Consider the following 14242-nt stretch of genomic DNA (forward strand, 5'->3'; position numbering starts at 1 on the left):
GACGAGCATGACGAGCACACCCCCCGCCACCGATACGAGCACCCCCGGCATCCCCGACTTCCCCCCGGCGCGCTCCTCGCAGTGCCCCTTCGCTCCCTCCCCCGAGATGCGGGCCCTGACCGAGCACGGCCCGCTCACCCAGGTCCGTTCCTGGGGCGACAGCACTCCCTGGGCCGTGACCGGGCACGCCGAGCAGAAGGCGCTGCTGTCCGACCCGCGGCTGAGCGTGGAGTTCACCCGTCCCGGCTTCCCCAGCCCCGTGGACCCCGCGCACGCCCATGCCGGCAGTGCCGATCTGAGCTTCGTCGGTATGGACGACCCCGAGCACGCCCGGCTGCGCCGCATGATCAGCGGCGCCTTCACCATCAAGCGGGTCGAGGCCATGCGCCCCCGGGTGCAGAAGATGGCCGACGACTTCATCGACGCGATGCTCGCGGGCCCGGGGCAGGCCGACCTCGTCCAGGAACTCGCCCTGCCGATCCCCTCCCTGGTCATCTCCGAAATGCTCGGAGTCCCCTACGAGGACCACGAGTTCTTCCAGGCCAACAGCAAGGTCATCGTCTCCGCGGTCGCTTCCCCCGAGGAGCGCACCACGGCCCACACCAATCTCGCCACGTACCTCGACGAGTTGGTCGGCCGTAAGCTCACCGAGCCCGGCGACGATCTGCTCTCCAGCCTCTGCACCCAGATCGAGGCCGGCGAACTCACCCGCCGCGAGGCCGCCACGATGGGTGTGCTGCTCCTCCTCGGCGGTCACGAGACCACCGCGAACATGATCAGCCTGGGCACGCTCCTGCTCCTGCAGCACCCGGAGCAACTCGCCGTGATCCGCGACACCGACGACCCCACCGTCATCCGCGATGCCGTCGAGGAACTCCTGCGCTACCTCTCCATCGTCCATCTGGGCCGCCGCCGCACCGCCATGGAGGACATCGAGGTCGCCGGTCGCACCATCCGCGCCGGAGAGGGGGTCATCCTTCTCGGCGAACTCGCCAACCGGGACCCCTCGGTCTTCCCCGAGCCCGACCGGCTCGACATCACCCGTAACGCCCGTCACCACCAGGCGTTCGGCGCCGGGGCCCATCACTGCGTCGGCCAGCCCCTGGCCCGCATGGAACTCCAGGTTCTCTACCCCACCCTCTTCCGCCGCATCCCCACCCTCCGCCCCGTGGAGGACCTCGACACCATCGCCTTCAAGTACGACGCCATCATCTACGGGCTGCACTCCCTGCCCGTCACCTGGTGACCGCGCGGCGCTAGAGTTCCAGGCGTGCCCTCGTACAGCATTGGCCAGGCCGCGGAGATGCTGGCTGTGAGTCCGGAAACCGTTCGCCGCTGGGCGGACGGTGGGCACCTCACGATGGACCGCGGCGGGTCGGGGAACCGGGTGATCGACGGCGTCAGCCTGGCGGGCTTCGCCACGGAGCGGGCCGAGGGTCTGCACCCCGTATCCGGCGAGATCCTGACCTCGGTGCGCAATTCCTTCGCCGGCATCGTCACCGCCGTGACTGCGGACGACGTCGTGGCCCAGGTGGAGATCCAGTCGGGACCCCACCGGCTGGTGTCGCTCATCAGCCGCGAGTCCGTGGACGAACTCGGCCTGGAGGTGGGGGTCCTGGCGACGGCACGGGTCAAGTCGACGAACGTGCACATCGACCGTCCGCGGCCCAGGAGCTGAACCGCTCCCGACGCGGTCAGCGGCACAGCAGGGCCGCGCCCTTGCTTCACCGAGCTCGTCGGTGGCCGATGACACAGCGGCCGGAGCGGAGTGCGACATGGACCTCCACACCGTGCGGGAGGTACGCGATGCCCGCGACCGCGCCTGGCTCGCCTTGGCTCGCCTTGGACCGCCGAAAGTGACCCGATCCCCTGCCGGAACTCCCAGGCGCCAGGCGGAGTAGGGGTATTGCCTCGCAGTCACGGTTCCGCGGGGCGGCTGCTGGGCATACCTTCCGACAGCCGCCCCGCGGGGCCGTCCGACCCGGGGGGATTCCGTGAACCGACTCAGTGCACAGCACCGGCCCCCACCCACGGGGCGCGGCGCGCTGGCCGTGCTCGGAAACGTCGGGCGTCCGGCCACGCTGTCCGTGGGTGACCTGCGCAGCGGGTGGAAGCAGCACCGGGCCGAGGTCGTCTTCGACTGCGCGACCAGTGGCCCGCAGGAGCACCGGTTCGAAGGGCCGTTGCTGCGCGAGGTGGTCCTGGACGCGCAGCCGCTGTTCGACATCCGCCGGCGCAAGGACCGTTCCCGTTTCGTGCTCGCGGTGTCCGGTGGGGACGGGCACCGCACCGTGCTGGCCTGGGCGGAGATCGACGCCGACTTCCGCGACGCCCCCGTCCTGCTGGCCACCCGGATCGACGGCCAGGACCTGGACACGGCGGGCAGCCAGCTCGTGGTGCCCGTCGACCGGTGCGGTGCGCGCTACGTCAGCGCCATCACCCGTGTGTGGGTCGGGGCCGTATCAGCTCCTTAGGAGCACATCACGGTCGTGGCGATCGGCCATCGACGGAGACGACGACGGCTTCGGCGTCGATCGCAGAGGCGCGCGGCGGACGTCCGGTCGGATCGAGCACCGCAGTACTGACCAGACCTTCGCGTCCCTCCATGATTCGGTCAGGCCGCCGTGGCCGACCGGGCCACCGTCCTCGGCCGGTACGAACCGTGGGAGCCGGGCCGGGGGATGTTCGCCGGGTCCGCGCACGCCTCCGCCCTGATCCGGAAGGAGGACACCGACCCGGCCGTGTTCGCCCCACTGCTCGCCGACTGGCTCGTCGCGATGGCCCCGGCAGCTCACCGGACCGCCGACCAGCTGCGGAGCGGCGACTTCACCCGGGGCGTCGTCTCCGACCTCGCCATGCAGGTGGCCGGCACGCCGACCTTCCTGAGCACCGCCGAGCAGCAGGGGGTCAGCCCGGAGCTGCTCAGCCCCTACTTCGCGCTGATGCGGCGCCGCCTGGCCGAGGGCAGCGGAGATGAGGACCTCACGGGCGTGATCGACCTGCTGGTGCGCTGACCGGTCGCGACGGAGCCCTCCCGAACCTGGCCGCTCCCCCGTGGCGGCCTCCGGGCGGGCGTACCGCGGGGCTTTCCGGACACGACCTCGGACCATCCTCCAGATGCCGACGCATCTGCTATGTAGATTCACATTAAACTTTGTAAATACAAGCGGGCTTCCTCTAATCTGTCGCACATGCAGTCCCCACCCTTGGACAGGCGGCACGTCTGCTCGGCGTCCGCCCCGGCGCAGCCGAAGCCGCCCAGGGGCCGCACCTGAATCACGCGCAAGCCGGCCACGTCCCCCAAGGAGTCCCACCCTCATGTCTCTCATGTTCACCGGACGACGTACGGCCGCCGCGGTCCTCACCGCGGCGCTCCTTGTTCCGCTGGCCGCCTGCGGCAGCGACGACGACAAGAAGGAGTCGGGTGACAAGGCCACCTCTTCCGCGTCCGGGGCGCCGAAGGCCGACCTGACGGTTCTGGCCGCCTCCTCGCTCACCGACGTCTTCAAGACGGCGGGCGCGGCCTACGAGAAGGAGAACCCCGGCACGAAGGTGACGTTCTCCTTCGCCGGCTCGCAGGAGCTCGCCGCCCAGGTCAAGCAGGGCGCACCCGCCGACGCACTGGTCACGGCGGACACCAGGACGATGGACGGGCTGACGTCCGACACCGGGACGCCGACCGTCATCGCGAAGAACCGTCTGGTGATCGCCACGGGCAAGGGAAACCCGGAGAAGGTCGAGAATCTCAAGGACCTCGCCGACCCCGCGCTGAAGGTCGTCCTCGCGGCCCCCGAGGTGCCGGTCGGGCGCTACGGCCAGGAGATCCTGGACGCGCAGAAGATCGCCGTGAAGCCGGTCTCCCAGGAGCCCAACGTCCGCGCCGTGCTCAGCAAGGTCGAACTCGGCGAGGCGGACGCCGGTCTCGTCTACAGGACGGACGCCGCGACGGCCACCGACAAGGTCGAGGCGATCGACATCCCGGACGCGCAGAACGCCGTCGCCTCCTACCCGGCGGCGACGCTGAAGACCTCCGAGAACAGTGACGCCGCGACCGCGTTCGTGAAGTGGCTGTCCACCCCCGAGGCCCAGAAGATCCTCGCCGGCGCCGGCTTCCAGAAGCCGTAACCAGGACACTCACCTGTGCGGGCGGCCCGGTCCTGAGAGCCTGGCCGCCCGCACGGCACTTCCAGCACCGGGGATCTTCCATGAGACGCCTTCGCCGCAGCGCCACCGGCCCCCGCGCACCGATCGCCCTGGCGATCCCCGCGCTGCTGGCCGTCGCCTTCCTGCTCCTGCCGCTGGTCGGGGTCCTCGCCCGCACCTCGTGGGGCGAACTGGGCGCTCATCTGACCAGCCCCGGGACGACCCAGGCGCTCAAGCTGTCGCTGGTCGTCTCCGCCTGGGCCCTGGGCCTCTCCCTCGTCCTCGGTGTGCCCCTGGCCTGGCTGCTTGCCCGTGTCGACTTCCCCGGCAAGGCGTTCGTCCGCTCCCTCGTGCTCCTGCCGATGGTGCTGCCACCGACGGTCGGCGGCGTGGCCCTCCTCCTGGCCTTCGGCCGGCGCGGACTTCTGGGCCCCTGGCTGGAGGACACCTTCGGGATCACCCTGCCGTTCCACACCTCCGGCGCCGTCCTGGCCGCGACCTTCGTCGCCATGCCGTTCCTCATCATCAGCCTCGAAGGAGCGCTGGGCGGGCTGCGCCCACGCTACGAGGAGACCGCGGCCTCCCTGGGGGCTTCGCCGGTACGGGTGTTCTTCACCGTCACCCTGCCCATGGTCGCCCCGGGTCTCGCCGCGGGTGCCGCCCTGACCTGGGCACGCGCCCTCGGGGAGTTCGGCGCGACCATCACCTTCGCCGGAAACCTTCCCGGCACCACGCAGACCCTCCCGCTCCAGGTGTATCTGCTGCTCCAGGACAGCCCCGAGGCCGCGACCTCGGTATCCCTGCTGCTGCTGGCCATCGCCATGGTCGTACTCATCGCACTGCGCGGCCGGTGGACCGGCGCCCCGGGCGCTTCCACGGACCGGCCGCGCACCCCGGCCGACGACTCAGGGCCGGCCGCACCGATGGACATCGGGGCCGATCCCGAGGGCACGCCCGAGACCGTTGAGAAGGGGGGCAGTTGGCCGCTGCACGCCACCGTCACGGGCTTCAACGACCTCACCCTGGACGCGGAGGCCGGTACCACCATCGCGGTCGTCGGTCCCAACGGCGCCGGCAAGACCACTCTGCTCAGGGCGCTCCTCGGCCTCACCCCGCGCGCCCACGCCGAACTCCGGCTCGGCGACACCGACGTCACCGCACTCCCTCCGCACCGCAGGGGCGTGGCCTGGGTGCCCCAGGACGGTGCGCTCTTCCCCCATATGAACGCTTCGGCCAACACGGCGTACGGGCTCCGCGCCCGTGGCGTCCCGCGCGCCGAGGCCCGCCGCAGCGCGCAGCTGTGGCTGGACCGTCTCGGCGTGGGGCACCTCTCGCACCGCAGGCCGGGGCAGATCTCCGGGGGCCAGGCCCAGCGTGTGGCACTCGCCAGGGCGCTGGCCGCCCGGCCACGGCTGTTGCTGCTCGACGAACCGCTCGCCGCACTCGACCAGACCACCCGTGCACACGTCAGGCACACCCTCCGCCGCCATCTCGACGGGTTCGGCGGCGTATGCCTCATCGTCACCCACGACCCCGTCGAGGCCGTGGCGCTCGCCGACCGGGTCCTCGTCCTCGACGAGGGGCGGACCCTCCAGGACGCCCCGCCCACCGAGGTCACCCACCACCCGCGCTCCCCCTGGGTCGCCCGCATGCTGGGCCGCAACGCCTGGCCAGGCACCTCCGCCGACGACAGCATCCGGCTCACCGGCGGCGGGACCCTCGTGGCCGCGGAACTGCCCCCGCCCGGCACGGGCGCGCTCGCGATCATCGCCCCGGAAGCCGTCGCCGTGCACCGGGACAAGCCCTCCGGCAGTCCACGCAACGTCTGGCCCGGCACCGTACGGGAGATCACCACCAGCGGCAGCAGACTGCGGGTCCTGATCACCTCGGACCAGGTGCCGGACCTCGTCGCCGAGATCACCCCTCAGGCGGTCGCCGAGCTCGGCCTCGCCGAGGGGACGCCCGTCTGGACCAGCGTCAAAGCCACGGAAGCGACCGTCGTCGCCCTCTGAGCAGGGCAGAATTCCCCCCGTACGGGGAAGCGGCCCGTACGGCGGCAGGAGGAGCTGAGGATGACCACGAACCCGGAGCACGGCGACAGCACGCGGCAGTGGCTGCGCGGCCTCGACGTATTCGCAGGCCCGCTGCGGGAGTTCGACCCCGAGCAGGCACCGGCCGACCCGGTCCCGCTCTTCCTCTCCTGGCTCTCCGATGCCGTGGCGGACGGTGTGCGTGATCCGCACGCGATGACCCTGTCCACGGTCGACGCGGCGGGAGATCCGGACTCCCGTGTACTGATCCTCAAGAACGTGGACGCCTCCGGCTGGCAGTTCGCCGGGCATGCCTCCAGCCCCAAGGGCCGGCACCTCGCCGGACACCCCCGGGCCGCCCTCACCTTCTACTGGCCGGTCCATGGCCGCCAGATCAGAGTCCGCGGCGAGGTGACACCCGGCTCGGCCGAGGACAACGCCGCCGACTTCCTCGGCCGCTCCGCCACGGCCAGGGCCGAGTCCCTGACGGCCCGGCAGAGCCGGCATCTGACGGACACCGCGGAGCGGGACCAGGCGCTGAAGGAGTCCCTCGCCCGGGTCGACACGGACCCTTCGCTCGTCGACCCGGCCTGGACGCTCTACACCCTCGTCCCGGCCGAGGTGGAGTTCTGGCAGGCGGCGCGGAGCCGCATCCACACCCGGCTGCGCTACGAACGCGTCGCCGGCGGATGGGAACGCTTCCGGCTCTGGTCCTGAGCCGCGTCGTTCCCTCCCTGCCCACCTCCCTGCTCACACCGCGAGGCCGAGAACGATGAACACACGCACCCAGGACGGCAGCGCGGGGGACGCCGACTACGGCTCCATCGGCGCCGGCTACTCCTCCTACCGGCGGCCCGACCCCCGCATCGCCCAGGCCATCGCAGAGGCACTCGGCGGCGCGCGCCACGTCCTCAACGTCGGCGCCGGGACCGGCTCCTACGAGAGCGCCGCCCCCACGGTCACAGCGGTGGAACCGTCCGAGTCGATGCGGGCCCAGCGTGCCGCCCCGCTCGCCCGGGCCGTCGATGCCGTCGCGGAGGAACTCCCCTTCCCCGACGGGGAGTTCGACGGGGCGATGACCCTCTTCAGCGTCCACCAGTGGAGCGACGCCGCGGCCGGTCTGCGCGAGATGCGGCGCGTCACCCGCGGCCCGGTCGTGGTCCTGACCTGCGCGCCGGAGCGCGTCCGTGACTTCTGGCTGTACGCGTACGCGCCCGAGGTCCTCGACACGGAGGCCCGTCGCTACCCGCCGGCCGAGGATCTGGCCGCCGCCCTCGGCGGCACCGGCACCATCCGGACCGTTCCGGTCCCGCTGGACTGCACCGACGGCTTCAACGAGGCGTACTACGGCCGCCCCGAGATGCTCCTGGAGCCCGGCGCCCGCCAGGCCTGCTCGGCGTGGAGCTTCGTCGACGACGAGGTCCGGGAGCGCTTCGACCGTACTCTGCGCGACGACCTCGCGTCCGGCGCCTGGGACCGGCGGTTCGGGCACCTGCGGACGCAGCGGACGTACGAAGGATCACTGGTCGTCGTGCGCGCGGTCCCCTGACAGAGCCGCGGCCCCGGATACGGGGCGCGTACCTGGACGAGGTGGTGTTCGGACTCCTCGCCCAGGACCCGGAGTTCCCTCGGCGCGGACCTACTTGCTCATCGCGAAGCGCATCAGGGCGTGCTCGTCGCCCTGCTTGATCTTCCCCGTCACATTGATCACTTCGAGCTTCCAGGAACCGCCCGCCCGCACGGCCTTGGCGACGGCGCAGCCGTTGTCCTGGGTCAGCAGGCTGGGCCAGATGTCGGCCACCTGCTGTGTGCTGCCGCCGGTCGCGTCGTAGACCTTGAAGCTGATGTTGCGGGCCTTCTGGAAGGAGCTGCCCTTCTTGAAGGCGGCCGCGACGAACACGATCGACGTGATGTTGGTGGGCACACGCGCGAACTCGACCGTGACGGTCTCGTCGTCGCCCTCGCCCCGCCCCGTCTGGTTGTCGCCGCTGTGGACCAGCGAGCCGTTGCCCAGCGGGTCGAGCGAGTCCAGACCGGCCAGACGCACCGGGTCCGCGCCCTGCACCGCGATGGCGATCAGATCGAGGTCGGTGCCGGACTTGCGGCGGATCTTGCCCATGACCCCTCCGCTGCTCCCGGCCGTGGGGTCCCAGGACACGCCTATGGACAGATGAGTGACTCCGTCCAGGTCCGCCGGCCCGTCTTCTTTGGTGAGCGTAATCATGCGTGGATCATCCTCTGGTGAAGGAACTACGACAGGCTGAGTGTGCCTGGCGCCGCGGCAGCGCAATGCGCCGGGTCCTCACATCTTCACACTTCCCCGATGCCGTCACCCTTATCCCGCTTGGCCCGCTCCTGTCCGCACCCCGCGGGACCTGTACCCGGCACCGTGACGGGGTGTGCCACCACCCCACGCAGGGGTTCAGTCACACCATCGATCCGCACGGTAGCCGGATGCCCCCGGGGCCGGACCCGGCGAAGGATGGTGCTTGTCCGAATCCGCCGCTTCCTCAGTTCTCAGGGGTCACCCATGGCACGCCTCCGCTTCTCCGGTCCGCGCACACACCGCACTTTGTCGGCCATCGCCCTGCTGGCAGTCACCACCGGTGTCGTCACGGCCTGCGGCGACGAGGGATCCACGCACCCGGACCCGGCCCCACCGGCGGCCTCGGCTTCCGCTTCGGCTTCCGCCGCGTCCATTCCGGGGGCAGGCCGGTCGGCCGGGTCAACGTTGCACATGATCGACAACGACGGTCACCGCCTCGCGTTCCATGTCGTCGACGGGCACGGCCCCACCATCGTCCTGGACGCCGGCGGCGGCGAGGACTCCTCCTACTGGACGGACATGGTCCGCGAGCTGCACGCGGCCACCGGCGCCACGATCATCACGTATGACCGGGCAGGCCTCGGCGAGAGCGATGTGGTCCCCGGTCCGTGGGACGTGGAGAGTGCTGTCGGCGACCTGCGAGCGGGGCTGGAGAAGCTGGGTGTGACCAAGGATGTGGTCCTGGTGTCCCATTCGCAGGCCGGTGAGGTCGCGACGTACTTCACGAAGGAATACCCGGAGCTCATGTCCGGCGCGGTCCTCGTCGACGCCAGCCTGCCCCCGCTGTACACGGACGAGGAGACCGCCCGTATCGCCGCCGCGAACCAGCCCGCGGTCGACGCCGCGAAGAAGGACCCCTCCACGCCGCAGAACAGGCAGCTGATCGCCACGGCCGAGAACTACGTGCCGATGCACAAGGCCTACCACGGGGTCTCCTGGCCCGACAGCGTCCCGGCGACCGTCATCGTGTCGGAGAAGACTCCGTTCGACGGAATGCCCGAGGACGCCCGACTCTGGCGGGATGCCGCCGCGTCGTTCGCGCAGCAGGCGCCGAACCGGACCCTGGTCACCGCGAAGGGGAGCTCGCACGACGTCCCGAAGGACCGGCCCGCCCTGGTACTCCAGGAGATCGAGAAGATGGCGTCCGCGCGGAGCTGAGGATGGGCCTTCCCGTAGGAGCCCGAGGAGTTCGCGGCGGGAGCCCGCCCGTGCCCGCGAGCACCTCGGGTCATCCCTGTGCGCTGGAAGGCCGCGGCAGCGAGACCGCACATGATCAGGTCAGCCCGAGCGACCGCAGGACCCGGTGCTGACTTGATGCTGGGTCAGCCGGCCAGTAGACGTAGCACACCCCTCCCGTACCGCTCTTGACCTGCCCCTGTGCGTCGTAACGCTTGGTGCGGAGCCAGATGTTCTCCCACTCGCGCCGCCGGTAGACCCGGCGCACCGCCTCGTTGGACGGTGACGCCGGGTCGTTGGCGATCACGTCACCGTCGGCCGTGAAGCCGATGACGGTCATCAGATGGCCCGATGTTCCGTACCCCGCCCCGGTCAGCTCCTCGGCGAGGAACGACTGGGATGTGATGACCGGGATGCCCACGGTGACCAGCTTCTCCACGTCGGTCAGCGAACCGAGCCGGGTGACCACGGCGTTCATGTCCCTGTACGTCGCGGCGTAGGCGGCGTTGAAGGGCCAGTTGCCGCATCCCTCGTACTGGTTGTCGAAGGTGTAGCGGGCCGCGTGGCAGATCTGCGGGTCCTCGATGCCGGGCTTGACCCAGGCCAGGTCCTCGGGTGTCGGCGTGCGGCCCCAGTATTCGATGATCATCTGCGAGGAGGTGGGGCTGCACCAGGCCTCGCCCCCGTTGTCGTACTCCGGGTACTCCCCCACATGGAGGTTCTGCGAGTAGCGCGGCACCTCCAGCTCACGGGCCGCGCCGGGTGTGGTGGCGGGGACGGTGAAGCGGTCCGGGACGTCCGATGACATGGCGCCGACCCGGTACACCGTGGGTGTGAGGGTGGTGCCGGGAGTGCGGTGGAGGGTGAGCCTCAGGCGGTAGGACACCAGCCGGGGCCCGCTCGCCGCGTCGTCCAGGGCGAGGGTGTCGGTCCAGACCGAGCTCCTGCCGTCGGTCTGGTCGTCCACGGAGGTGCGGCGGATGTCCGTGTCACCGGCGGCCCAGCGCCCCATCACGTACCAGGGGGTGTCCGTCCCGTCCGCGTAGCCGCCGCGCAGCTCGACCTGGATCCAGGTGCCCTGCGGGGTGTGGGCGTTCCAGGAGGCGATCACCTCGGTGGCGGGAACGGCCGAGCGGTGGACAGGGGAGGTCCACGTCCCGTACTCCCAGGTGCCCGTCGTGCCGGTGTGCGGGTCGGTGTAGTCGGTGCTCCCGGCGGGGGTGGAGATCACCAGGCCCGGCCGGTCTCCGGCGGTGGCACGGGTTCCGGCGGACGAGCCGCAGCGCCAGTCGGTGTACGTCGTCCAGAAACGGTTGTCCACGAGCGAGGCCGCCGCCGGTGAGGAGGGAGTAGGGGAGACAGCGGCGCTCGACGGGCCGGCGGAGGCGACGGTGCCTGCTCCGGCCGCTGCCGCGAGTGCGGCGGTGAGCACGGTCCTGCGTGAAGTCGGTCTGGTCATGGGCGAGACCCCCGGTCGTGTGAGCGGATTGGGGCTGCGGGTGCCGATCGGTGCGCCAACTATCGCCGGTCGGGGCCGGGCCTGCCAGTGATTCGCCCCGTGCCGCGGCAGCAATATTGGTCTGGCCCAGTGGCGTGACCTGCGCGGGCCCCGGGGAAGCCGCGGTTCCGTGAGGTGGGGTTCCGTGAGGTGGGGTTCCGTAAGGTGGAGGGATGAACGACCTGGCGGATCACGCGCGCCGGCTGCGCTCCCTGCCCCCCTCCTGCGGGCCCGTGCGGCTGATCGCGGTCGACGGGCACGCCGGCTCGGGCAAGAGCACCTTCGCCGGCCGTCTGGCCTCGGCGCTCGGGGACGCCCCCGTACTGCACCTGGACGACCTGGCCACACATGGGGAGCTCTTCGCCTGGACGGACAGACTCCGGGCGCAGGTCCTGGATCCGCTCGCCCGGGGAGAGCCCGCGCGCTACGCCGCCTACGACTGGACGGCCCGGCGCTTCGGGCCGCCGAGGACGTTGGGCCCCGCTCCCGTGACGCTGATCGAGGGGGTGGGGGCGGGCCGGTCGGCGGTGCGCCCGTTCCTCGCCGGGCTGCTGTGGATGGAAGGGGACCGCGAGGCGTCCTGGGAGCAGGGCCGGCGGCGTGACGGTCCCGGGCTCTCGGATTTCTGGGACGGCTGGACCGTCGCGGAGCGGCGGCATTTCGCCGACGACCCCTCATATCCCTTCGCGGACGCGGTGATACGCCGGATGCCCACGGGATACGTGTGGCTGAAAGGGCCTCACCCGACAGCGGGGGCGAGTCACATCGTCACGGACAGTGAAATCTGAGGAGCGACATACCGGCCGGTAGGGAAAAGCCCCGGAACCACCCCAACTCGGCTTGACCGACGGCCCGTACAGGTCTTACGTTCTCAATGTGCGGCTTTTCGGAGCCCACACAGACGCGAAGCCCCCGGTTGTTCCCCCGTGATCGGGGGCTTCGTTCTGCCCTCTCACCCCCCGCCGCACCGGTCCTCGGCTCACCCTCGGTCACCGCGGCCCGCAGCGTCGGATACGCACCTGACCACTCCCTCCCCGCGCAGGTACGATGCGTCTCGGGTGTGGTCAATTCCCGTCCCCGGCACGGTGATTAGCTGCGCCGAGCTGGGCATGCTGTGCGGGCGGGACATTCTGGGGCACGGTTTGTGGGGGACCTGATGGACATCGGCACGCCGGGCGCGCAGGCCCCGGCCGACCTTGCCTGGCTGCGTGGGGTGGACGCCTACACCATGGGGGCGTACCCACAGGCCGAGGAGGAGTTCAGAACGGCGGTGCGTTTCGACCCCGGCATGGCCGACGGCTGGCTGGGGCTGCACGCGCTGCGGATCGACACGACCACGGCACTGTTGCGCATGCACCGCCATCGCGACCGCTTCGGCGAGCAGCGCACCCGCCACCGCCGCACGCTCAACTCGTGGTACTGGCTGGGGTGGTGGGTACAGCCGGTGCTGGAGAGCCCCCGCGATCTGCTCCTCGCGCACGCCTCGCACTGGCTGGACGGCCGTCATGTGCCGGAGCTGGACCGGGCGTTGGCGGGTCTGCCGCCGGTGGACACCGACCCGCAGGTGCGATTCCTGCACGCCTGCCGCTCCTATCTGGTCAAGGACTGGGAGCAGCTCGTGCGCACGACGGAGCAGCTCATCGATGATCCGCTGCTCGGGATCGAGGCCGGACTCTTCGGCGGCATGGCACGGGTGCGCCTGGAGATGTACGGGCAGGCGGAGCCCCTCCTGTCCGCCGCTCTGATGCGCTGTCGCAGCGAACAGCCGCAGCGCAAGGAGCTGCGCTACTGGCTGGCACGGGCCCACGAGGGCACAGGCCGCAGCGCGGCGGCCCTGCCCCTGTACCGGGCGGTGCACCGCGTGGACCCGGCCTTCATGGACACCTCGGCCAGGCTCGCGGCGATCTCCGAGGGCGACGGCTACGACGAGGCCGCCGATCTCGCCGCGGTGTCACTGGCGGGCTTCGGTTCGGACGGCATGGGCACGGGGGCACAGACGGACGGCGACATCGTGCTCGGCACGGACCTGGCCGAGGGCCGTGAGCCCTGGCTCGGCGGCGATCCGCAGGTCCTGCCCGGCTCCGCGGTGCCGCCCGCCGGACCCGGTGGCGGGGCACGCGAGAAGCCGGGAGCGCAGCGGGCCGCCGCGTTCCCGGCGGGGCCGAGCGACCCGGTGATGCTCGCCGATGCCCTGGCCGAGCTTGAGCGCATGGTCGGGCTCGAACCCGTGAAGCGCCAGGTCAAGGCGTTGTCCGCGCAGCTGAACATGGCGCGTCTGCGCGCGGAACAGGGCCTGCCCGTGCAGCCGCCGAAGCGCCATTTCGTCTTCTCGGGTCCTTCCGGGACCGGGAAGACCACGGTCGCCCGCATCCTGGGCCGGGTGTTCTACGCCCTCGGGCTCCTCGGCGGCGACCACCTGGTGGAGGCCCAACGCTCCGATCTGGTGGGCGAGTTCCTCGGCCAGACCGCGGTGAAGGCCAACGAGTTGATCGATTCGGCGCTCGGCGGGGTGCTGTTCGTGGACGAGGCGTACAGCCTGTCCAACTCCGGTTACAGCAAGGGCGACGCGTACGGGGACGAGGCTCTGCAGGTACTCCTCAAGCGGGCCGAGGACAACAGGGACCATCTGGTGGTCATACTCGCCGGCTATCCGGAGGGCATGGACCGGCTGCTCTCCACCAACCCGGGGCTCTCCTCCCGCTTCACCACGCGGGTCGACTTCCCGAGCTACCGCCCCCTCGAACTCACCGCGATCGGCGAGGTGCTGGCCGCCGAGAACGGCGACGTGTGGGACGAGGAGTCCCTCGACGAGCTGCGCAGCGTCAGCGGGCACGTGGTCGACCAGGGCTGGATCGACGAACTGGGCAACGGCCGTTTCCTGCGCACCCTGTACGAGAAGAGCTGTGCCTACCGTGATCTGCGGCTGTCCGGCTACGCCGCCGCGCCGACCCGCGACGACCTGGCCACGCTGCGCCTGCCGGACCTGATGCAGGCGTACGGCGAGGTGCTGTCGGGGCGGGGTCCGGTGGACCGGGGGAAGCCGGAGCCAGGAGCCCTGTGAAACGGCTG

Annotated in this window: 12 protein-coding genes and 1 pseudogene; 11 read left to right on the forward strand and 2 right to left on the reverse strand. The window is 71.0% G+C overall.

Annotated features, from left to right (window positions below; genetic code table 11):
* The first annotated feature begins 7 nt into the window (after nt 1-7).
* From AB0C75_RS13280 to AB0C75_RS13315, 8 genes and pseudogenes are all read left to right on the forward strand, one after another.
* Complete coding sequence (locus AB0C75_RS13280) at nt 8-1246, forward strand: cytochrome P450 (RefSeq protein ID WP_362890127.1); 1239 nt, start codon at nt 8-10, stop codon at nt 1244-1246.
* A 24-nt stretch (nt 1247-1270) separates the two neighbouring features.
* Nucleotides 1271-1678, forward strand: a complete 408-nt coding sequence (locus AB0C75_RS13285; protein ID WP_362890129.1) for a TOBE domain-containing protein — start codon at nt 1271-1273, stop codon at nt 1676-1678.
* Nucleotides 1679-1994: 316 nt separating this feature from the next.
* The gene (locus AB0C75_RS13290; protein ID WP_362890131.1) at nt 1995-2474 is read left to right on the forward strand and encodes a molybdopterin-dependent oxidoreductase; all 480 of its coding nucleotides are present in this window, start codon (nt 1995-1997) and stop codon (nt 2472-2474) included.
* A gap of 204 nt (nt 2475-2678) precedes the next feature.
* A pseudogene (locus tag AB0C75_RS13295) lies at nt 2679-3014 on the forward strand (NAD(P)-dependent oxidoreductase); the annotation flags it as partial.
* Between the two features lie 304 nt (nt 3015-3318).
* Nucleotides 3319-4125, forward strand: a complete 807-nt coding sequence (gene modA / locus AB0C75_RS13300) for a molybdate ABC transporter substrate-binding protein (protein ID WP_362890133.1) — start codon at nt 3319-3321, stop codon at nt 4123-4125.
* An 80-nt stretch (nt 4126-4205) separates the two neighbouring features.
* Nucleotides 4206-6155 carry an ABC transporter permease gene (locus AB0C75_RS13305; RefSeq protein ID WP_362890134.1) on the forward strand — a complete coding sequence of 650 codons (1950 nt, stop codon included), beginning with the start codon at nt 4206-4208 and terminating at the stop codon, nt 6153-6155.
* A gap of 60 nt (nt 6156-6215) precedes the next feature.
* Nucleotides 6216-6890, forward strand: coding sequence for a pyridoxal 5'-phosphate synthase (locus AB0C75_RS13310; protein WP_362890135.1), 675 nt, complete (start codon nt 6216-6218; stop codon nt 6888-6890).
* Between the two features lie 55 nt (nt 6891-6945).
* A complete protein-coding gene (locus AB0C75_RS13315; protein WP_362890136.1) occupies nt 6946-7722 on the forward strand; it encodes a methyltransferase domain-containing protein in 777 nt (258 codons plus the stop codon).
* 90 nt (nt 7723-7812) lie between these two features.
* Here the strand turns inward: AB0C75_RS13315 and AB0C75_RS13320 are convergent, their stop codons facing one another.
* Nucleotides 7813-8397 carry a TerD family protein gene (locus AB0C75_RS13320; RefSeq protein ID WP_362890137.1) on the reverse strand — a complete coding sequence of 195 codons (585 nt, stop codon included), beginning with the start codon at nt 8395-8397 and terminating at the stop codon, nt 7813-7815.
* A gap of 306 nt (nt 8398-8703) precedes the next feature.
* On the opposite strand from AB0C75_RS13320, the gene AB0C75_RS13325 reads away from it, so the two are divergent.
* On the forward strand, nt 8704-9657 hold the full coding sequence (locus AB0C75_RS13325) for an alpha/beta hydrolase (RefSeq protein WP_362890138.1): 954 nt from the start codon (nt 8704-8706) through the stop codon (nt 9655-9657).
* Nucleotides 9658-9772: 115 nt separating this feature from the next.
* Here AB0C75_RS13325 and AB0C75_RS13330 read toward each other — a convergent pair whose 3' ends face one another.
* Nucleotides 9773-11134, reverse strand: a complete 1362-nt coding sequence (locus AB0C75_RS13330) for a peptidase C39 family protein (RefSeq protein ID WP_362890140.1) — start codon at nt 11132-11134, stop codon at nt 9773-9775.
* Between the two features lie 212 nt (nt 11135-11346).
* Between AB0C75_RS13330 and AB0C75_RS13335 the strand changes: the two genes are divergently transcribed.
* Together AB0C75_RS13335 and AB0C75_RS13340 are read left to right on the forward strand one after the other, a co-directional pair.
* Nucleotides 11347-11961: a hypothetical protein gene (locus AB0C75_RS13335; protein WP_362890142.1), complete on the forward strand. Its 615-nt coding sequence runs from the start codon at nt 11347-11349 to the stop codon at nt 11959-11961.
* A 368-nt stretch (nt 11962-12329) separates the two neighbouring features.
* Nucleotides 12330-14234, forward strand: coding sequence for an AAA family ATPase (locus tag AB0C75_RS13340; RefSeq protein ID WP_362890144.1), 1905 nt, complete (start codon nt 12330-12332; stop codon nt 14232-14234).
* Nucleotides 14235-14242: the final 8 nt, after the last annotated feature.

Origin of the sequence: Streptomyces sp. NPDC048565 (assembly GCF_040650935.1) — a bacterium.
Classification (GTDB): Bacteria; Actinomycetota; Actinomycetes; order Streptomycetales; family Streptomycetaceae; genus Streptomyces.

Excerpts from the sequence above, each read along its gene's own strand:
- AB0C75_RS13280 (WP_362890127.1), top strand. The coding sequence starts at position 8 with ATGACGAGCACACCCCCCGCCACCGATACGAGCACCCCCGGCATCCCC.
- modA (WP_362890133.1), top strand. The coding sequence starts at position 3,319 with ATGTCTCTCATGTTCACCGGACGACGTACGGCCGCCGCGGTCCTCACC.
- AB0C75_RS13305 (WP_362890134.1), top strand. The coding sequence starts at position 4,206 with ATGAGACGCCTTCGCCGCAGCGCCACCGGCCCCCGCGCACCGATCGCC.
- AB0C75_RS13310 (WP_362890135.1), top strand. The coding sequence starts at position 6,216 with ATGACCACGAACCCGGAGCACGGCGACAGCACGCGGCAGTGGCTGCGC.
- AB0C75_RS13315 (WP_362890136.1), top strand. The coding sequence starts at position 6,946 with ATGAACACACGCACCCAGGACGGCAGCGCGGGGGACGCCGACTACGGC.
- AB0C75_RS13320 (WP_362890137.1), bottom strand. The coding sequence starts at position 8,397 with ATGATTACGCTCACCAAAGAAGACGGGCCGGCGGACCTGGACGGAGTC.
- AB0C75_RS13325 (WP_362890138.1), top strand. The coding sequence starts at position 8,704 with ATGGCACGCCTCCGCTTCTCCGGTCCGCGCACACACCGCACTTTGTCG.
- AB0C75_RS13330 (WP_362890140.1), bottom strand. The coding sequence starts at position 11,134 with ATGACCAGACCGACTTCACGCAGGACCGTGCTCACCGCCGCACTCGCG.
- AB0C75_RS13335 (WP_362890142.1), top strand. The coding sequence starts at position 11,347 with ATGAACGACCTGGCGGATCACGCGCGCCGGCTGCGCTCCCTGCCCCCC.
- AB0C75_RS13340 (WP_362890144.1), top strand. The coding sequence starts at position 12,330 with ATGGACATCGGCACGCCGGGCGCGCAGGCCCCGGCCGACCTTGCCTGG.